Genomic DNA, 18,701 nt, shown 5'->3' on the forward strand with positions numbered 1-18,701 from the left:
AGACGTTTATTTCGCCAGTTCGATCAGCACGGCCGTGTACATCTGCAAGTTCAGCAGCAACTGTTTTTCCGTGATGAACTCATGCTCGGAATGGCCCGTGTACACCGTATGCGGCATGGCGGGGCCGAAGCTGACGGCATTCGGGAACAGGCGCGAATTGGTGCCGCCGCCGATGGACACCGGTTGCGGATGCGCCATGCCCGTGTAGTGCTCGAAAACGGACAGCAAGGTGGGAATCTGCGGCGCCGCCGTCTGCAGCCACGGCTCGCCGATCTGCACCTGCAACGCGGCCGGCACCTGGCGCCGCACCTTCCAGCCATCGAAGGCGGCCGTCACCTGCTGCAGCAGCACGGCCGCCGTCTTGCCTTGCGGACGGCGCAGGTTGATGTTCAGTTCCAGCGCGCCGCCATCTTGCTTGAGCACGGTAGGCGCCACCGTCATCGGGCCCATGAAACCGTCGCGGTAGGCGATCTGGCCGAAGCGCTCGCCGTAAATGCCGGTACCCACCAGTTCATTCAGGAACGACAGCATGTCGGCCGCCTGCGTGCCCCGCCACGGCTGCACGGCCAGCGCGTCGGCCAGCATGCTGATGGCGTTGACGCCGTCTTCCGGCTTCGACGAGTGGGCCGACACGCCCAGCGCCGTCACCGTCAAGGCGCCGCCCTCGCGCGCGTAGCTGTAGCGCATGCCCTTCTGCTGCTGCGCGCGGGCGCGGATGGCCGCTTCCAGCGCGGCCGGCGCGCGTTCGATGACGGCTAGCGCGTCTTCCGGAATCTGGCTGCCGAAAAAGCCGCCCGTCAGGCTCTTCAGCACGGGGCCGCCGTCGGCCGGCATGGCCGTGCGCGGCGGCAAGGTCAGCTTGATGGAGCCATAGCCTTTCTCGGCCGTCACCACCGGGTATTCCGCATCGATGGTGATGTTCAGCTGCGGCGGCGTGTGGGTCTTGAGGAACTGTTTCAGCGGTTCCCAGTCCGACTCCTCGGCCATGTACACGTACAGCTCGATGCGCTTGCTCAACGGCACTTGCTTGTCCTGGATGGCTTTCATCGCGTACAGGGCCGTGGCGATGGGGCCCTTGTCGTCTTCCGTGCCCCGTCCCAGCAGTTTGCCCGGTTCGCTGGTGCGGTCCAGCTCAAACGGCGAGCGGGCCCATTTGGCGGGGTTCACAGGCTGCACGTCGCCGTGCGTGATCACGCCCACCCGCTCGCTGCCCTTGCCCATGCCGATCACCAGCACATGGCCGTGATCGTGGAAATCGAAACCGAGGCGCTGCGCCTCGGCCGCCAGGTAGCGTTTAAAACCCGTGTGCTGGGGATTCTCGGCAAACGGCACGGCCGGGTCGGCCACCGTGTTGAAACTGACCATCTTTGCCAGGCTGGCGATCAGCGGTTCGGGATAGGTGGCCAGCGCGTAGCGGGCCGTCTCCTGCGCCTGCGGGCTGACGGGGGCGGCGTGAACGGAGGGCTGCAGCAGCAGGCCAAGCAGGGACAACAGCAGGGGTTTCTTGAACATGGCGGGACGCGTAAAGTGGGGAGGCCCACTCTAGCATCGCCCGCACCGATTTCCAATCGCTACGAGTTTTTTACCGATCAGTACGCAAATTCCCGATTCGCATTATCATGTGCCCAGCCTGTCTTCCCCGCCACGCCGTCATGGGTGACCCTGCCAGCGTCAGGGGATAGACAAATCGTCCATTGTGATTTTCCACCACGTCCCGATATCGCTACCATGATTCCATTTTCCATACTCGACCTCGCGCCCATCGCCGAAGGCAGCAACGCCAGCCAGTCGTTCAAGAACACGCTGGACCTGGCGCAGCACGGCGAACGCTGGGGCTACAACCGCTACTGGCTGGCCGAACACCACGGCATGCCCGGCATCGCCAGCGCCGCCACGGCCGTCGTCATCGCCCATGTGGCGACCGGCACCAAGACCATCCGCGTGGGCGCGGGCGGCGTGATGCTGCCGAACCACTCGCCGCTGGTCATCGCGGAACAGTTCGGCACGCTGGAAGCGCTGCATCCGGGCCGCATCGACCTGGGCCTGGGCCGCGCGCCCGGCTCCGACCAGACGACGGCGCGCGCCCTGCGCCGCGACCTGCAGTCCGACGCGGAACAGTTTCCGCAGGACGTGCTGGAATTGATCGACTATATGTCCGACGAACCGCGCCAGCGCGTGCTGGCCGTGCCCGGCAAGGGCGCGAAAGTGCCCGTGTGGATACTGGGGTCCAGCCTGTTCGGCGCCCAGCTGGCGGCCCACCTGGGCTTGCCGTATGCCTTCGCCTCGCACTTCGCGCCGCAGATGATGATGCAAGCCGTGGCCTACTACCGCGAGCACTTCAAGCCATCGAAACAATTGGTGCAACCGTACGTGATGCTGGGCTTTAACGTCTTCGCCGCCGACACGGATGCCGAGGCGCACTTGCGCGCCACGTCGATGCAGCAGGCGTTCGTCAACCTGCGCACGGGCCGCCCGTCGCGTCTGCAACCGCCCGTGCCCGGCTACCTGGAACAGCTGGGCCCGCAGGAACGCGCCATGCTCGATTCCGTCCTGTCCTGCACGGCCATCGGCGCACCGGACACGGTGAAGGCAAAGATGGCCGCCTTCATCGCCGAAACGGGTGCCGACGAATTGATGATCACCTCGCAGATCTTCGAGCACCAGCACCGCCTGCGCTCGTATGAAATCACGGCGCAGGTGCATGCGGAGCTGGCGCGCGCGCAGTAACTTCACTGTCTCCCCCGGTATTTCCCCAAATACCCTTTTCCCGGCCGTCGGCAACGATCGCCGGGATTTTTTTGCTCACGCCCAGCCGCAAAATCGGCCGCGCCCGGCAAGAAATGCGCAGCCCCGCTATCATGCTCATCCAAAAGCGTCATTCCAAGAAAGTTGTATCGCATGAAATCTGCACCCTCGTCCGTCGATGCCAGCGCCCTGCTGAGCTCCACCCGTATCCTGTTGTTCGCCCTGTCCGCCGGCGTGCTCGTCGCCAGCCTGTACTATGTGCAGCCGCTCACATCCATGCTGGCCGCCTCGTTTGGCGTCAGCGTGCCGCAAGCGGGCTACCTGGTCACGGCGACGCAGATCGGCTACGTGCTGGGCATCGTGTTTCTGGTGCCCCTCAGTGACGTGCTGAACCGCCGCCAGTTGCTGACGTGGATGCTGATCGCCAAGATCGGTGCCCTGCTGCTGGCCGCCACCAGCCAGAACATCATCGTCTTTGCCATCGCCAGCGTCCTGATGGGGATCACGTCCAGCGCCTTGATGGTGGTCACGGCCATGGTGGCCTCGTATGCGCCCGACCACAGCCGGGGCCGCATGGTGGGCACCGTCATGACGGGTTTGTTGCTGGGCATCTTGCTGGCGCGTACCGTGTCCGGCACCGTGTCGCAGATCAGCGGCGGCTGGCGCACCATCTACGTGCTGGCCGCCATCGTCGTGGCCGCCCTGCTCGTCATGCTGCGCCGCATCCTGCCGAACGAGGCGCCACGTGGCACGCTGCAATACGGCAAGCTGATGGCCTCGCTGGCTGACATCATCCGCCAGGAACCCTTGCTGCGCCAGCGCGCCCTGTTCTCCGGCCTGGGCCTGGGCACCTTCAGCGTGTTCTGGACGGGCCTGACCTTCCTGCTCAGCGGCGCGCCGTATCATTACTCGGAAATGCAGATCGGCCTGTTCGGCCTGGCGGGCGCCACGGGCGCCTTTGCCGCCAACACGGCGGGCCGCATGGCCGACCGCGGCTATGCGCGCCAGGCCACCTGGCTGCTGGCGGTCGCCTCGATCGCGGGCTGGGCCCTGATCGGCTTCGGCGCCCATTCGCTGGTGCTGCTGTTGATCGGCATCGTGCTGCTGGACATGGGCGTGATGGGCCTGCAAGTGACGCACCAGTCCATCATCTATAAACTGGCGCCGCATGCGCGGGCGCGGGTCACCACCGTCTTCATCGCGGGCGGCTTCATCGGCGCGTCGGCCGGCTCAGCCCTGGCCAGCGCCAGCTTTGCCGCCGGCGGCTGGCCCGCCCTGTGCATGGTGGGCGGCGCCATGCCGCTGTTGCTGCTGCTGGTGTGGAGCAAGTACCGGCACGCGCAGCGCAAGCTGGAACGGACGGCTTGATCCGGCGCTGCGGGGCTGCGGCGCCAACAATGTTGTCGGGTTACGCGCTGGCGCGCTAACCCGACCTACGCACTTGCTCCAAGCGAACAGGCGTAGGTCGGATTAGCGGGGCCGCCGAGGCGCGGCGAGGCCGCGTGTAATCCGACAACGTTGCTTGCACAGACCAAGTCTTATTTCGCGGCCTGCCCGCGCGCCTTGCCAAACGCATCGCCCGCCTTCCAGGCCGGCATCTTCGCCGCATTCGCCACGGCTTGCCCCAGATTCAGGGTAAATTGCGCCTGCTGCGTCATGCCGGACAGATCCCAGCTGGCGTCGTACTCATCGGTGACCTGATGGTAGCGGGGGCCGTAGGCGGCGGCCTTGGCTTTCGACGCTGCCACGTCCTTGATGTACTCGCGTCCGCCATTGATGGAAAACGCGGGCACGCCCGCCTTGGCAAAGCTGAAATGGTCGCTGCGGAAATAACCGCCGGCCAGGTCGGGACGCGCTGCCGCAATGTGCATGCCCATGGCTTTGGCGGTTGCCGCCGCCATCGCCCCCAGCTCCGTGCGCTCGCTGCCCTGTGCGCCGATGTCGTGCGTGGCGCCCACGAAGTTCAGGCTGTCGAGGTTCAGCGCGGCGGCCGTCTTGTCCAGCGGCCACAGCGGATCGGCCGCGTAGGCGGCGCTGCCCAATAGCCCCTGTTCCTCGGCCGCCACCCACAGGAATATCTGCGTGCGCTTCGCAGGCTTTTTCACGGCTTCCTGCGCCATGGCCAGCAAGCCGGCCGTGCCCGACGCGTTGTCGACGGCGCCGTTGTAGATCGTGTCTCCAGAGTCACCTTGCTTGCCCAGGTGGTCCCAGTGGCCGCTGTAGATGACGGCTTCATCTTTCAATGTCGGGTCGGTGCCCGGCACCATGCCCGCGATATTGAATTGTTCCACCTTGCGCACGATGGACTTCATCTCGCCCGACAGCTTGGCGTTCAAGGCGACGGCCTGGAAATCCTTGCTTTCCGCCTTGGCGCGCAAGGCGTCCAGATCCTGTCCGCCCGCCGCAAACAGCCGGCGCGCCGCCTCTTCCGCGATCCAGCCCTGCAAGGGCGTGCCGGCCGTGCGGTCTGCCAGTTGAAAACGTTCGCTGCCGCTCCAGCTGTTCTGCACCACGCTCCAGTCGTACGAGGCCGATGGTTTCGTGTGGATCAGCAATACGCCCGCCGCGCCCTGACGTTTGGCTTCCTCGAATTTGTAGGTCCAGCGGCCGTAATAGGTCAGCGCCTTGCCGGCGAAGCGGTTCGGATCAAGCGCGGTCGGCTGCGGGTCGTTGACCATCATGACGACGATCTTGTTTTTGACATCGGCGCCCTTGAAATCGTTCCAGCCCTCTTCCGGCGCCGTGATGCCGTAGCCGACGAACACGAGCGGCGCGTCGAATGTGTGGGCGGCAACGGAGTCGCCCGTGGCCCAGACCCAGTCCGGGCCGAACGCCAGCGGCACGGCCTTGCCGCCCGCCACCGCCTGCAGGCTGCTCTCGGCCGGCAGCGACTTCACGCCGGCGATCTGCACGCTCTGGCGGTAGCTGTTGCCGCGCACGGGTTGCAGTCCGGCCATCTGCGCCTGGGTTTCCAAATACGCCACCGTCAGGTCGGCGCCGCGCTGGCCCGTGCCCCGGCCTTCCAATAAATCGTTGGACAGGAAGGCCAGGTGAGCGCGCAGGGGCGCTTCCTGCACCACGGGCAAACTGGTGGCGGCCTGGGCGGAAAACGCCAGTGCAGTCAAGGCGAGGGAAGAAAACAGCTTCTGCATAAGATCCTTTGGATAAGAGGAGACATTCAGTCCGGCGGATGGCCGGGCCGGCGATTGTATGCCATGGGGCAAGCGCGGCAAAATGCGGACGAAAAAAATCCCCGCGGCAAGGCGGGGATGTCATGGCCGAGTAAATTACACGAGCAAGGCGGCCGCCAGCGATTCGATCTCTTCGGCCGATTCCTCGAGGATCGTGTGCAGGGTGCTGCCGCCGATGCCGAAGTCGATCTTCGCCGCCGCCTGGCGCCGCGCGGCGCTTTCCGGCGGGTGCAGCGGCGAGCCGACGGGCGACAGATCGTTGGCCAGCACCAGGGTCGCGCCCAGGGTGCGGGGCGGGAACGTGCTGCCGCCGTGCCACATGCCTTCCACTGCCTGCAAGACCATGTCCGGCACCTGCAGTTGGCGCAGCACGCCGCGGCCGATCAGTTTTTCGCCGTATTCGATCCAGTCTTCCGTGTTGTCGTCGAGCAGACCCGGATATTCCTCGGCGCGCGACAGCAGATAAAAGCCGCCCACTTCGTGCACGATGGCGGCAAACATGGCCGTTTCCACGTCCACATGCGTGACTTTCCTGGCAATCACCTGGCTCAGCGCGGCCACGTGGGCCGTGTGTTCCCACAGCTTGGCCGCCTTGGCGCGCAATTGCGGGTCCGTAATCTGGCTGCCCAGCTGGCGCACGATGACGGAAGCCACCATCGATTTCAAGGTGGCAAAGCCCAGGCGCGAAACGGCCGCGCGCACATTGGCGATTTCATTGCCGGAACGGTTGTAGGCGGCCGAGTTGGCCAATGCCACGACCCGCGCCGACAGCAGCGGCTCGGCCATGACCATGCGGGCGGCCGCTTCGATATGACAATCGGGGTCGTCCAGCGCTTCCTGCAGCTTCAAGGTGGCCTTGACGTTGGCGGGGAACGTCAGCTCGCCCTTGCTCGCTTGCAGCGCGATAATCTTGAATACTTCCAGTCTGTCCATGGGTCGATCTCCGGTACGGGCCTATTAGGCTCTGCTGTGTGGGTGGGCCGGGAACGCGCATGTATCCCCGGCCTGACTCCCGTTTCCGGCAATATTACAGCAAGTTTATACGCAACCCTATTACTTTACGGAAACTTTCCCTGTCACGCCTTCGACAAAATAATCCATCTTCGTCAGCGCCGCATCGTCGAGCACGCCTTTGTCCAGGCGCACCTTGCCATCGTTATCCTTGATCGGCGCGCTGAACGGATTGAGCTTGCCAGCAACCAAGTCTTTCTCGCGCGCCAATACAAACTGTTTCACGTCGGCGGGCACGGCAGCGTTGATGCCTTCCAGCTTGACCATGCCATCCTTGATGCCGCCCCAGGTGCTGCTGGACTTCCACGTGCCGTCCAGCACGGCCTGCGCCTGCTTCGTGTAGTACTCGCCCCAATGGTGGGTGACGGCGGCCAGCTGCGCCTTCGGCCCGTACTTTTTCATGTCCGAGTGGTAGGCGATCGCATATTTGCCCTTCTCTTCCGCCGCCTGCACCACGGCGGTCGAGTCCGTGTGGTGGGTGACCACGTCGGCGCCCTGGCCGATCAGGGTGATGGCCGCGTCGCGCTCCTTGCCCGGGTCGAACCAGCTATTCACCCACACCACTTTCACTTCCGCCTTCGGGTCGACGCTGCGCATGCCGCGCGTGAAGGCGTTCACTCCCTGTAACACTTCCGGGATGGGAAACGCCGCCACGTAGCCGGCCACATGGGTCTTGCTCATCTTGCCGGCCAACACGCCGGCCAGGTAGCGGCCTTCGTAGAAACGGGCGTTGGTGTTGGCCACGTTGACGGCCGTCTTGTATCCCGTCAAATGAATGAACTTCACATTAGGAAATTGCTTCGCCACTTTCAAGGTGGGATTCATGTAACCGAACGAAGTCGTGATGACCAGCTTGCTGCCCGTTTGCGCCAGGTCGCGGATCACGCGCTCCGCATCGGCGCTTTCCGGCACGTTTTCCACATACTTGGTGCTGATCTTGTTGCCCAGCGCCTTTTCCATTTCCTTGCGCGCCTGGTCGTGCTGGGTGGTCCAGCCCGCGTCGCCGATGGGGCTGATATACACGAAGCCGACGTTCAGCGGAACGGTGGCGGGCGCGGCAGCCATGGCAGGCATGGCGGACATCAGCGCAACACTGCAGACGGCGGCGCACAATAGTTTCTTGGACATGGTTTTCCTTGTGGTGAGTGATTAATTTCCGGGATTGAAATTTTTCCCCAGCGAAGCGGGCATGTTGAGCTTGATGTAATTGGCATTGCTGGAAATGAGCACGAGCACGACGATGGCCGCCACATACGGCAGCATCGACAGCAGTTGCGAGGCGATGGGCACGCCCAGCGCCTGCGCGTGGAACGTCAATATCGTGATGCCGCCGAACAGGTAGGCGCCGCCCACCACGCGCGCCGGGCGCCAGGTGGCAAAGGTCGTCAGCGCCAGCGCGATCCATCCCCGTCCCGCCACCATGCCCTCGACCCACAGCGGCGTGTACACGAGCGACAAAAATGCGCCGGCCAGACCACAGCAGGCGCCGCCGAACAGCACGGCCGCCAGGCGGATACGCCGCACGGGATAGCCGAGTGCATGCGCGGACGCGGGCGATTCGCCCACGGCGCGCAGCACCAGGCCCGCCCGCGTGCGGTACAAGAACCAGGCGATGGCCACGCACAGCAGCAAGGACAGATACACCATCGGATGCTGGCGGAACAGGGCCGGCCCCAGCACGGGAATGTCTTCCAGTACAGGGATGCCGAAGCGGCCGTTCTGCAGGCTGTTGCCCACGTACTTCAGGCCGATGTACGTGGACGCGCCCGCGCCGAACAGAGATAAAGCCAGGCCCGTCGCGTACTGGTTCGTGCCCAGCCACACGGTCAGCCAGGCAAAGAAGCCCGACAGGACCATGCTGGCCCCTGCCCCCGCCAGGAAGCCCAGGGTGGGGCTGCCCGTGTTGACGGCCACGGCAAAGCCCGTGATGGCCGAGACCAGCATCATGCCTTCCGCGCCCAGGTTGACCACGCCCGCCTTTTCATTCACCAATAAACCGAGCGCGGCGAGCATCAGCGGCGTGCCCGCGTTGATGCTGGCGGCAATCAAGGGCGCTATCGTCAGGGCCAGGTTATCCATGTTTTCTCCAGCGCAATTTGTATTGGATCAGTACGTCGCAGGCGAGCAAGGCGAACAGCAAGATGCCCTGGAACACGCCAGTGATGGCGCTGGGCAAGCCGAGGCGCGATTGCGCCAGTTCGCCGCCGATATAGAACAGGGCCATGACGAAGCTGGAGAAAATCACGCCCACGGGATGCAGCCGCCCCACGAAGGCGACGATGATGGCGGCAAAGCCGTAGCCGGGCGAGACCGTGGGCGTCAGCTGCCCCATCGGTCCCAGCACTTCGCAGGCGCCCGCCAGGCCCGACAGGGCGCCGCAGATCAGCAAGGACGACCACAAGGTCTTGCGCGAAGAAAAACCCGCATAGCGGGCGGCGGCGGGCGCCATGCCGCCCACGCGCAGGCGGAAACCGGCAATGCTGCGCGACAGATACAACCAGCCGCCCAGCGAGGCCAGCAGGGCAAACACGATACCCACGTGCAAGCGCGTATCGCTGATCACCATCGGCAACAGCAAGCCGTCCGACAGCAGTTTCGACTGAGGAAAATTGAACCCTTCCGGGTCGCGCAGCACGCCGTACACGAGATAGCTGAGCAGCAATTGCGCGATATAGACGAGCATCAGCGAAACGAGGATTTCGCTGGCGTTGTAACGGTCGCGCAGCCAGGCCACCAGGCCCGCCCACGCCATGCCGCCCGCCATGCCGGCCAGCAGGGAAATGCCGATGATGGCCGCGCCGCCCGCGCCATCGCCCGTGTCCAGGTACAGGGCCGCCGCGCCGCCGCAGATGGCGCCCAGGGTCAGCTGCCCTTCCGCGCCGATGTTGTAGATGTTGGCGCGAAAGCAGATGGCCAGGCCCACGGCGATCAACAGCAAAGGGGCGACTTTAATCCCCAGTTCGGACCAGCCGTGCGCATCGCGCAAGGGTTCCACGAAGAAGACGGCCAGGCCGGCCAGCGGATCGTGGCCCAGCGCAAGAAATAACAAAGCGCCGCACAGCACGGTCAGCAGCACAGCCAGCACGGGCGACAGCCACGACATCAGCCGCGATGGTGCGGGCCGGGCTTCCAGGCGCAAGGCGAACTTAGCCATGGGCAGCCTCCTGCGGCCACAGCCCGCTCATCCATTGTCCCACGAGGTCCACGCTGGCCTCGCCCACGTCCAGCGACGGTGAAATTTTTCCTTTCGCCATCACCAGCAGGCGGTCGCTGATCTCGAACAATTCATCGAGTTCCTCCGATACGACCAGCAGCGCGCAACCCGCATCGCGCAGCGCCAGCAATTCGGCGCGGATTTGCGCGGCCGCGCCCACGTCCACGCCCCAGGTCGGTTGCGCCACCACCAGCACCGTGGGTTCGCGCACGATTTCGCGTCCGACTATGTATTTCTGCAAGTTGCCGCCCGACAGGCTGCGCGCCAGCGCCTGCGGCCCGCCCGCCTTCACCTGGAAGCGGGCGATGATGGCGGCCGCCCGCTGCGCGATCGCGCCACGGCGCAGAAAGCCGTGGCGGATGGTGGCGGGGGTCTGCAAGCTCAATAGCACGTTGTCGGCCAGCCCCATGTCGGGCACGGCGCCGCGTCCCAGCCGTTCTTCCGGCACGAAGCCGAAACCGAGGGCGCGCCGGCGGCCCGGCGGCAGGCGCCCGGCAGGCGTGCCGTTCAGCACGATGCTGGCGGGGGCCGCGCGCATGTCCTCGCCCGACAGGGCGGCCAGCAATTCCTGCTGGCCATTGCCGGATACGCCCGCGATGCCGACGATCTCGCCCGCGCGCACGTCGAAATGGATATCGATCAATTGCGTGGCGAACGGATGGCTCTTCGGCAAATGCAGATTGCGCACGCTCAGCATGGCGGCGCCGGGCGTGCGCGCCACGCGCGTGACGGCGGGCGGTTCGGCGCCGATCATCATGCGCGACAGGCTGGCCGCCGACTCTTGCGAAGGGTCGCATACGCCCGCATTCTTTCCCGCGCGCACCACCGTGCACGTATGGCACAGGGCGCGGATCTCGTCGAGCTTGTGGCTGATGTACAGGATGCTGCAGCCTTCGGCCGCCAGCTGGCGCAAGGTGGCGAACAGCTTTTCCACGGCGCCCGGCGTCAGCACGGACGTCGGTTCGTCGAGGATCAGCAGTTGCGGCTTGGCCAGCAAGGCGCGCACGATTTCCACGCGCTGGCATTCGCCGACGGATAGCGTGTGCACGTGGCGCTGCGGTTCCAGGTCCAGGCCGTACTGGCGCGCCGTGTCTTCGATGCGCTGCGCCAGCTCCGCCATGTTGGTGCCGGCGGGCAAACCGAGGGCGATGTTTTCCGTCACCGTTAAAGTATCGAACAGGGAAAAGTGCTGGAACACCATGGCGATGCCGAGCGCGCGCGCGGCCGACGGGTTGGCGATCCCGACCTCGCGGCCGTTCCACACAATGCGGCCGCCGTCGGGCTGCACGGCGCCGTAGATAATTTTCATCAGGGTCGATTTGCCGGCGCCGTTTTCGCCGAGCACGGCGTGGATTTGTCCGGGCGCGACGGTGAGATCGATGCCGTCATTGGCCACCACAGCCGGATAGCGCTTGCTGATATCGTGTAATTCCAGGCGTGCCGTCATTGTTTTTTTCGTGCCTCGCTGCGGGGTCGCCGGCATGGTCGCCGGTGGAGGAAAAATTCAAGCTCTTGTCTCTATCGTATCGGCATCCACGGCGCTTGGGGGATGGCGTGGCGGCACGCATTTCTATTTCCGCAAAAAAACAACACCTGTCTACAATTCTGAAAAAATTATCAGCTTTACAGCGGCCGCCTTGCCCGGCAAGGGCGGGAAGGTGCGATGATTATATGCAGGAACTGATAGTAAGTATGCAGGCAAGACATATCGCCCAGTGCGGCGCTTCTCGCATCATGGATTGAACGGCGCGCAATGTCCCACCGCCGCGCTTCATGCGCTAGTGGGCTCCCCCTGCGCCCAGCCATCCCAGTTTCCGTTTCCCAACACCGCCATCAGGAGCCGAAAGTGCCAAAAACCATACCGTGTCTGTTGCTCTGCCTCACCACCACTCTGGGCGTGGGCGCGACCGCCCAGGCCGCCGAATGGAGCGATACCGCGCTGAGCTGGCGCGCCGGCAATGATTACCGCGAACCGTTCAATCCGGACGACATCAAGAAAAACATCTTTGCCATCACGCACGCCAGCGGCTACAAATACGGCAGCAACTTCGTCAACCTGGACTTCCTGATCTCCGACAGCAAGGACCCTGGCACACTGGGCAAGACGTCCGGCGCGCAAGAGGCGTACCTGGTGTACCGCAACACCATCGACATCGGCAAGGTGCGCGGCAGCGACATCAAGTTCGGCCCCGTGCGCGGCGTCGGCGTGACCCTGGGCTTCGACGTCAACACGAAAAATGACGTCGGCTACAACTCGCGCAAGCGCATGCTGGTGGCCGGCCCCACCCTGATGTGGGACGTGCCCGGCTTCTTCAACACCAGCCTGCTGTTGCTGCGCGAAAGCAATGCCCCCAGCGGCGCCTTCCCGCCCATCTCGCAAGTAACGGGCCGCTACACGTATAAAACCCACGCCATGCTGACGGGCGCCTGGGCCATCCCATTGTCGCCGCTGTTCTCGTTCGAAGGTTTCTTCAACCTCATCGACTCGAAAGGCAAGGATGAAGTGGGGCGCGACACGGCGGTGGAAACAAATATCGACATGCAAGTGATGTACGACGTGGGCGCAGCCCTGGGCAGCGCCAAGAACACCTTCCGCGTGGGCCTGGAATACCAGTACTGGAAGAACAAGTTCGGCAACTCGCCCGCCACCACGGGCAACGTGGGCCAGACGGCGAAGACGCCGATGATACGCGCGGAGTATCATTTCTAAGAATCATTGTCACGCATCAACACCCACCGTCGCGCCTGATGCCAGCATGAAGCTTTCCTGCTGGCGGAGAGCGCGACCGTGGAACAACTGCTGCCGTATTACGAGCGTGAGCTGGGCCTGTTCCGCCAGTACACGCGCGAGTTTTCCAGCCGCTATCCGAAAGCGGCCGGGCGCCTGCTGATCGCCGGCGAGACGTGCGAAGACCCGCACGTCGAGCGCCTGATCCAGTCCGTCGCCCTGCTCATGGCCAGGGTCGCCAAGCGCCTCGACGACGCCTATCCACAATTCACCCATTCCCTGCTGGAAACTTTGTACCCGCACTATCTGCGGCCCTTTCCCTCGTGCTCCATCGTGCGCATCGCGGCAGACGAAGCGCCGGGCGGCGGCCAGCTGGCCCAGGTGGCACATGTGGCGCGCGGCACCGTGCTGCGCTCGCAGCCGGTGCAGGGCGTGGCCTGCAAATTCACCAGCGCGTATGACGTGACCCTGGCACCGCTGGCTATTTCTCGCCTTCATTTTTCGCCGCTCATCGACGCGCCGCCCGGCCTGCGCCTGCCCGCCGGCGCCAGCGCCTTGCTCAGCATTCAATTCACCAGCAGCAGCGATCACTACCATCTGGATCAGCCAGGTTTTCCCGGCTGCGCCTGTTTGCCGATGGCGAACCGTCCGTGCGCGCGGCCCTGCTCGACGCCCTGTTCCTGCGCGGCGCGGGCGCGTACGTGGCGCTGGACGAATACGGCCCGTGGCAAGCCGTCGACGGCACCTTGCTGGCACCGGCCGGCTATGCGGACGACGACGCGCTGATCCCCTTTTCCGCCCGCTCGCACCCGGCCCTGCGCCTGCTGACCGAGTACTTCGCGTTTCCGGAAAAATTTCATTTCATCGACGTCGACTGGTCCCTGCTGGCTCCTCTTCTGCCGAAACAATGCCGCCAGTTCACCCTGCACCTGCCGCTCAAGGGCGTGCGCAGCGACAGCCACGAGGCGCGCCTGCTCTCCGGCGCCAGCCGCGACAACCTGCTGCTGGGCTGCACGCCCGTCGTCAACCTGTTTGCCAAGTCCGGCGTGCCGATCCGCCTCACGCACACGGAGCCCGACTACGCGCTGGTGGCCGATGCCACGCATGCGTTTGCCTACGACATCCACAGCATCGAAACCGTCACTGTGGTGCGCAAGGACGAGGCCGGCGAGCGTCTGAGCACCTTCTTGCCGCTGTATGCCACGCTGCAGGGTTCTCAGGCAGAGCATGGCCCAGAGCAAGGACAGTATTGGCTGGCGCGCCGCGACGAAGCCGTGGCGGCCGTCAGCCCCGGCCATGAAATGCGGTTGAGCCTGATCGACCCGCAGTTTTCACCAAGCAGCGCCGCCTGCGCCACGGTCTCGACGCAGCTGCTGTGCAGCAACCGCGACTTGCCCACGCAACTGCACTACGGCTTGCCCGGCGGCGACCTGCTGGCCGAAGACGTGCCCGACGGCATCCCCGCGCGCTTCCTGCGCAAGCCCACGCCCAGCGTGCGTTTTCTGGCGGACACGCACTGGCGCCTGATTGCCCACCTGTCGCTCAACTATTCCAGCCTGACGCAAGCGGGCCTGGGCGAATTCCAGAAAATGCTGGGCCTGTACGACCTGCCCCGCTCGCCCACCACGCAACGCCTGATCCAGGGCATCGTCACGCTAGAACACGGCAGCACGCGTGCGTGGATGCCCACCGTGCCGTTTCCCACCTTGATGCCCGGCATCGCCATCCGTGTGGGCATCGACGAGCAAGCCTTCGTCGGCAACAGCTTCACTATTTTTGCCCAGGTGCTGCAACGCTATTTCGCCCTGAACAGCCAGCTCAACTGCTTTAGCCAACTGACGCTGCTGTCGCACCGCAGCGGCGAGGAACTGATACGATGCCCGGAACGCAGCGCCGACGCCACGCCAGCGTGATCCAGCAATTGCTCGATGCGCCGCAGCGCTTCGAGTGCTTCCAGGCCCTGCACCTGCTGCTGGCCTGGCTGGCCGAACACGGCATCGACGAGCACACGGCGCTGGCAAAGCTCATACGCTTCGACAATAGCGTCTCGCTGCGCTTTCCCGCCAGCCAGGTCGAGACGCTCACGACAAGCGGCATCGCCGATGCGGATGCCTTGCTGCAAGCGCTGCTGTCGGGTCATTTACACCATATCCACATCACGCCCACCTTCATGGGCTTGCTGGGCTGCCAGGGCAGCTTGCCCAGCCACTATTCGGAGCGCATCGTCGCGCACCAGCACAGCGAACGCGACACCAGTGCGCGCGCTTTTCTCGACCTGTTTTCCAGCCGCGCCGTCGTCCTGTTTTACCAGGCCTGGCAAAAATACCGCATCGAGCAAGCCGGCCACAGCGGGGACTTCCTGGCGCGCCTGCTGGCCCTGGCCGCGTGCCGCCCGAGCCAGGACGAGGCCGCCGCCGGCCTGTACAGCGGCTTGCTCCAGCAGCGCAACATCTCGTCCGTCGTCATGGCGCGCATCCTCGCCGACCACTTTGGCGTGCCCTGCCATATCGACGAGGCGACGGGCGCCATGGACGTCCTGGCGCCGCGAGAACAAACGGCGCTGGGCATGGCAAACGCCGTGCTGGGCCAGCGCGCCACCATCGGCGAACGCTGCCGCCGCCCCGATCTGGCCGTGCGCCTGCGCCTCGGGCCGCTCACAGCAGAACAGCACGCCAGCTTCCTGCCGCGCGCCCCGGCCAGCGTGGCACTGCGGCACATGCTGACGCTGTTCCGCCAGCCGCTGCTGCGCTACGACATCGTGCTAGTGCTGCGCGCCAGCGATGTGCGGGGGACGACGTTGACAGCCACCGGGCAAGCTGGCCTCGGCCGCAACAGCTTTCTCGGCGATGCGGCAACGCCGCGCCACCGCGATGACATGCATTACGAGATGCAATTGATGCCTTCACTCAACGATTGAACCTTGCGTCCGCGCAAAAACGCTTGTGTTCGCTATTGCTACAGTCGGCCAACGATTCCTAACGTGAAGCGATGCACGATGAGCCAGTTCCCCGATACGACGGCGGCATGGACGGTATTAGTGGGCGACATGCAGGGCCAGCGCCTGCTGCGCCTGCACTTTCCGCATGGCGACGGCCCTGCCGGCGTCCAGTTCCTGGCCAATAGCCTCACCGCCAGCGAAAGCCTGTCGCGCGATTTTTCCTATGTGGTGGAAGTATTGTCCGACGACGCCTGCATCGCCCTCGACAAAGTGATGGGCAAGATGGTGACCATCGAACTGGTGCGCGAAGACGGCACCTTGCGCTACTTCAATGGCTATGTGTTCGAATTCCGCTTCCTGCGCACGGACGGCGGTTTTGCTTTCTATGAAATGGTGCTGGAGCCGTGGCTGGCGCACCTGCACTTGCGGCAAAACAATGTCGCCTTCCACGGCTTGACGGTGGCGGCGCTGACGGACAAGGTCTTCGATGACTACCTGATGCGCGACTACAAGCTGGCCGCCAGCGGAGCCGATCCCGCCATCACCTACACGTGCCAGTACAACGAGAGCGACCACAACCTGCTGCACCGCCACTGGGAGCAGCTGGGCTGGCACTACCGCTACGAACACCGCTACGACGGCCATACCTTGTGGCTGGGCGACGACAGCACCACCGGCCAGGCCATCGACGGTGAACTGAGCGAAATGCCCTTCCAGCACCAGGCCGGTTCGCTGGAAGACGACGGCGTGCATCAATGGAGCACGGTGCGGCGCATGGCCCCGAGTCAGATGACGGTGGCCAGCTTCAATTTCAAGAATCCCCGCAGCGCCCGCGCCAGCCGCGACTCATTGAACCGACAAGGCGCCGTGCCGTCCCTGGAAGTGTATGAAAACACGGGCAGCTACGGTTTCAAGAACCTCGATGATGGCGAGCAGCTGGCCCAGCGCCGCATGGAAGAGGTTGATGCCCAGGGCCAGCTGTTCGAGGCGCAGGGCAACGACCGCACGGCGCAACCGGGACGCTGGTTCACCCTGGCCGGGCATTTCGACAGCGCAGCCAGCGAATACCTGATCCTGTCCGTGCACCACTACGCCAGCAACAACTATCAGCAAGGGCACGGCGCCACCTCGCACTACAGCAACACATTTACCTGCATCGCCCGTGACATCCCCTGGCGCCCCGGCCGCAACTTCCATAGCCGCGAACCGAAGATTTACGGCGTGCAGACGGCCACCGTGGTCGGGCCGCCCGGCGAGGATATCCACACGGATGGTTACGGACGGGTGAAGGTGCAATTCCACTGGGACCGCCTGGGTACCTTCGACGACAAGAGTTCGCCCTGGATACGCGTAATATCGAACTGGGCAGGCCCGAATTTCGGCCACATCAGCCTGCCAAGGGTGGGCATGGAAGTGGCCGTCCAATTTCTCGACGGTAACGTCGCCATGCCCATCATCATTGGCTGCGTCTACAACGCCCGCAATATGCCGCCATGGGACTTGCCAGCGAACAAGACACAAAGCGGCATGCTGAGCCGCTCATCAAAAAAGGGGGCCGCCACGCACGCCAATGCCCTGCGTTTCGAAGACCGCAAGGATGCGGAAGAGCTGTGGCTGCACGCGGAAAAAGACCAGCGCATCGAAGTCGAGCACGACGAATCGCACTGGGTCGGCAACGACCGGCGCAAAACCATCGACCGCGACGAAACCGTGCACGTCAAGCGCGACCGCACGGAGACGGTAGACCACGATGAAGACATCACCGTGCACAACAACCGCAGGGAGCGTGTGGACCACGACGAACACATCGACATCGGCGACAACCGCCGCGAACACGTGGGTGGCAACGAACAGGTGCAGATCGACGGCCACCGCTTGGAACGGGTGACCCTGGCCAAGGACGAAACGATCGGCCTGGCCAAGGTGCTGACCATCGGCGCCGCCTACCAGACCACCGTCATCGGCGCCATGAACACCACGGTGGTGCTGGCGCAGGCGGAGCAGATCGGCTTGGCGAAAAGCGTCATCGTCGGCGCCGACAGCACGCTCACGGCCACCGATTCGCACACGATGACGGTAGGCACGTCCAGCATCACCATCACGCCGGGACGAATTGAACTCGTTGCCGATGAAATCATCATCCGCGGCAGGTCCAAGGTGCAGATCCACGGCGACGACATCGACAATAATCCGGGCTGACGATGAACGACGCCGGCACCGCCCATTTCAACGTTCCCAACCTGCTGTTTGACAACCGCACGCCGCATGCGGCCAGCCAGTTCGACATGGTCGACCAGTTTGGCGCAGCCTTTCACGTGGTGGTGGCGCGCATGGGCTACACGCTCGGCCCCTGCGGCGCGGACGGCGTAGCCAGCCTGCTGCCCATGGCGCGCCAGTCGCCGCTGGCCACGGAAGACCGGCACCTGCACGACGACACGCAGGCGGGCACGGTGCAGGAGAGCGACTTCGCGCCCTACAAGCCGCGCTGCGACGTGATCGTCAATGGCGTGGCGCACGCGCCGCGCGGGCAGGCCATGCCGCAATTTCTCGTCAACCTGAAGGTGCGGTCGGAAAAGAAGACCCTGATCGACAAGACCTTGCAGGTGTGCGGCGAGCGTGCCTTCCGCAAGAAAAGCATCCTCACCCGCCTGGCGCAAGGCTGCGCCCGCATTGCCACGGCGGGCTTGCTGCGGCCCAATCCGTGGCACTTGTCCGCGCCTGAACCGTTCCTGCAATTGCCGCTGCACTACGCCTACGCCTATGGAGGGCAATGCCACATCGAGGCCGACGACTGCAACGCGGCGCAACACGATTCCTGCCAGGCCAATCCGCTGGGACGCGGCTTTATGCGGCACTGGTATCTGGATTGGAAAC

At 64.5% G+C, this 18,701-nt stretch carries 13 protein-coding genes and 2 pseudogenes; 8 read left to right on the forward strand and 7 right to left on the reverse strand.

From position 1 onward, the window contains the following. Positions 1-6 precede the first annotated feature (6 nt). The gene (locus ACRHIG_RS28185) at positions 7-1,512 is read right to left on the reverse strand and encodes a dipeptidase (protein WP_489628644.1); all 1,506 of its coding nucleotides are present in this window, start codon (positions 1,510-1,512) and stop codon (positions 7-9) included. 216 nt (positions 1,513-1,728) lie between these two features. Here ACRHIG_RS28185 and ACRHIG_RS28190 point away from each other — a divergent pair, with 216 nt between their 5' ends. Continuing rightward, positions 1,729-2,727: an LLM class flavin-dependent oxidoreductase gene (locus ACRHIG_RS28190; RefSeq protein WP_489628645.1), complete on the forward strand. Its 999-nt coding sequence runs from the start codon at positions 1,729-1,731 to the stop codon at positions 2,725-2,727. Positions 2,728-2,898: 171 nt separating this feature from the next. After that, positions 2,899-4,113, forward strand: a complete 1,215-nt coding sequence (locus ACRHIG_RS28195) for an MFS transporter (RefSeq protein WP_489628646.1) — start codon at positions 2,899-2,901, stop codon at positions 4,111-4,113. A gap of 170 nt (positions 4,114-4,283) precedes the next feature. On the opposite strand, the gene ACRHIG_RS28200 is transcribed toward ACRHIG_RS28195, so the two are convergent. The 6 genes from ACRHIG_RS28200 to ACRHIG_RS28225 form a co-directional block, all read right to left on the reverse strand. After that, positions 4,284-5,897, reverse strand: a complete 1,614-nt coding sequence (locus tag ACRHIG_RS28200; RefSeq protein ID WP_489628647.1) for a M28 family peptidase — start codon at positions 5,895-5,897, stop codon at positions 4,284-4,286. Between the two features lie 135 nt (positions 5,898-6,032). After that, positions 6,033-6,869, reverse strand: a complete 837-nt coding sequence (locus tag ACRHIG_RS28205; protein ID WP_326458580.1) for an HDOD domain-containing protein — start codon at positions 6,867-6,869, stop codon at positions 6,033-6,035. A 120-nt stretch (positions 6,870-6,989) separates the two neighbouring features. Next, positions 6,990-8,075: a BMP family ABC transporter substrate-binding protein gene (locus ACRHIG_RS28210; protein ID WP_489628648.1), complete on the reverse strand. Its 1,086-nt coding sequence runs from the start codon at positions 8,073-8,075 to the stop codon at positions 6,990-6,992. Positions 8,076-8,096: 21 nt separating this feature from the next. Further along, positions 8,097-9,026 (reverse strand): ABC transporter permease, encoded by a 930-nt coding sequence (locus tag ACRHIG_RS28215; RefSeq protein WP_139090222.1) that lies wholly within the window; start codon positions 9,024-9,026, stop codon positions 8,097-8,099. Next, entirely contained in the window at positions 9,019-10,101 is a 1,083-nt protein-coding gene (locus ACRHIG_RS28220) for an ABC transporter permease (RefSeq protein ID WP_475417402.1), read from the reverse strand. Before ACRHIG_RS28220 ends, ACRHIG_RS28215 begins: the two co-directional genes overlap by 8 nt. Beyond that, entirely contained in the window at positions 10,094-11,608 is a 1,515-nt protein-coding gene (locus ACRHIG_RS28225; RefSeq protein WP_489628649.1) for an ABC transporter ATP-binding protein, read from the reverse strand. The genes ACRHIG_RS28220 and ACRHIG_RS28225 overlap by 8 nt, the downstream gene beginning before the upstream one ends. A 34-nt stretch (positions 11,609-11,642) precedes the next feature. Between ACRHIG_RS28225 and ACRHIG_RS28230 the strand changes: the two genes are divergently transcribed. The 6 genes and pseudogenes from ACRHIG_RS28230 to ACRHIG_RS28255 all read left to right on the forward strand — a co-directional run. Further along, positions 11,643-11,828, forward strand: coding sequence for a hypothetical protein (locus ACRHIG_RS28230; RefSeq protein ID WP_489628650.1), 186 nt, complete (start codon positions 11,643-11,645; stop codon positions 11,826-11,828). 230 nt (positions 11,829-12,058) lie between these two features. Continuing rightward, positions 12,059-12,871, forward strand: a complete 813-nt coding sequence (locus tag ACRHIG_RS28235; protein ID WP_489630886.1) for an outer envelope protein — start codon at positions 12,059-12,061, stop codon at positions 12,869-12,871. Between the two features lie 78 nt (positions 12,872-12,949). Next, positions 12,950-14,802, forward strand: a pseudogene (tssF, locus tag ACRHIG_RS28240) (type VI secretion system baseplate subunit TssF). Beyond that, the gene (gene tssG / locus ACRHIG_RS28245) at positions 14,766-15,806 is read left to right on the forward strand and encodes a type VI secretion system baseplate subunit TssG (protein WP_489628651.1); all 1,041 of its coding nucleotides are present in this window, start codon (positions 14,766-14,768) and stop codon (positions 15,804-15,806) included. Before tssF ends, tssG begins: the two are co-directional and overlap by 37 nt. Positions 15,807-15,884: 78 nt before the next feature. Continuing rightward, entirely contained in the window at positions 15,885-18,026 is a 2,142-nt protein-coding gene (locus tag ACRHIG_RS28250) for a type VI secretion system Vgr family protein (RefSeq protein WP_489628652.1), read from the forward strand. An 86-nt stretch (positions 18,027-18,112) separates the two neighbouring features. Beyond that, positions 18,113-18,694 (forward strand): annotated as a pseudogene (locus ACRHIG_RS28255) (DUF2169 domain-containing protein); the annotation flags it as partial. Between the last annotated feature and the right edge of the window lie 7 nt (positions 18,695-18,701).

The organism is Janthinobacterium sp. C22, assembly GCF_057919405.1.

What these genes read in the sequence shown, in the direction of transcription:
- ACRHIG_RS28220 (WP_475417402.1), bottom strand. Translation starts at nt 10,101, where the DNA reads ATGGCTAAGTTCGCCTTGCGCCTGGAAGCCCGGCCCGCACCATCGCGG.
- tssG (WP_489628651.1), top strand. Translation starts at nt 14,766, where the DNA reads ATGCCCGGAACGCAGCGCCGACGCCACGCCAGCGTGATCCAGCAATTG.
- ACRHIG_RS28205 (WP_326458580.1), bottom strand. Translation starts at nt 6,869, where the DNA reads ATGGACAGACTGGAAGTATTCAAGATTATCGCGCTGCAAGCGAGCAAG.
- ACRHIG_RS28185 (WP_489628644.1), bottom strand. Translation starts at nt 1,512, where the DNA reads ATGTTCAAGAAACCCCTGCTGTTGTCCCTGCTTGGCCTGCTGCTGCAG.
- ACRHIG_RS28230 (WP_489628650.1), top strand. Translation starts at nt 11,643, where the DNA reads ATGGTCGCCGGTGGAGGAAAAATTCAAGCTCTTGTCTCTATCGTATCG.
- ACRHIG_RS28195 (WP_489628646.1), top strand. Translation starts at nt 2,899, where the DNA reads ATGAAATCTGCACCCTCGTCCGTCGATGCCAGCGCCCTGCTGAGCTCC.
- ACRHIG_RS28250 (WP_489628652.1), top strand. Translation starts at nt 15,885, where the DNA reads ATGAGCCAGTTCCCCGATACGACGGCGGCATGGACGGTATTAGTGGGC.
- ACRHIG_RS28200 (WP_489628647.1), bottom strand. Translation starts at nt 5,897, where the DNA reads ATGCAGAAGCTGTTTTCTTCCCTCGCCTTGACTGCACTGGCGTTTTCC.
- ACRHIG_RS28190 (WP_489628645.1), top strand. Translation starts at nt 1,729, where the DNA reads ATGATTCCATTTTCCATACTCGACCTCGCGCCCATCGCCGAAGGCAGC.
- ACRHIG_RS28215 (WP_139090222.1), bottom strand. Translation starts at nt 9,026, where the DNA reads ATGGATAACCTGGCCCTGACGATAGCGCCCTTGATTGCCGCCAGCATC.
- ACRHIG_RS28225 (WP_489628649.1), bottom strand. Translation starts at nt 11,608, where the DNA reads ATGACGGCACGCCTGGAATTACACGATATCAGCAAGCGCTATCCGGCT.
- ACRHIG_RS28210 (WP_489628648.1), bottom strand. Translation starts at nt 8,075, where the DNA reads ATGTCCAAGAAACTATTGTGCGCCGCCGTCTGCAGTGTTGCGCTGATG.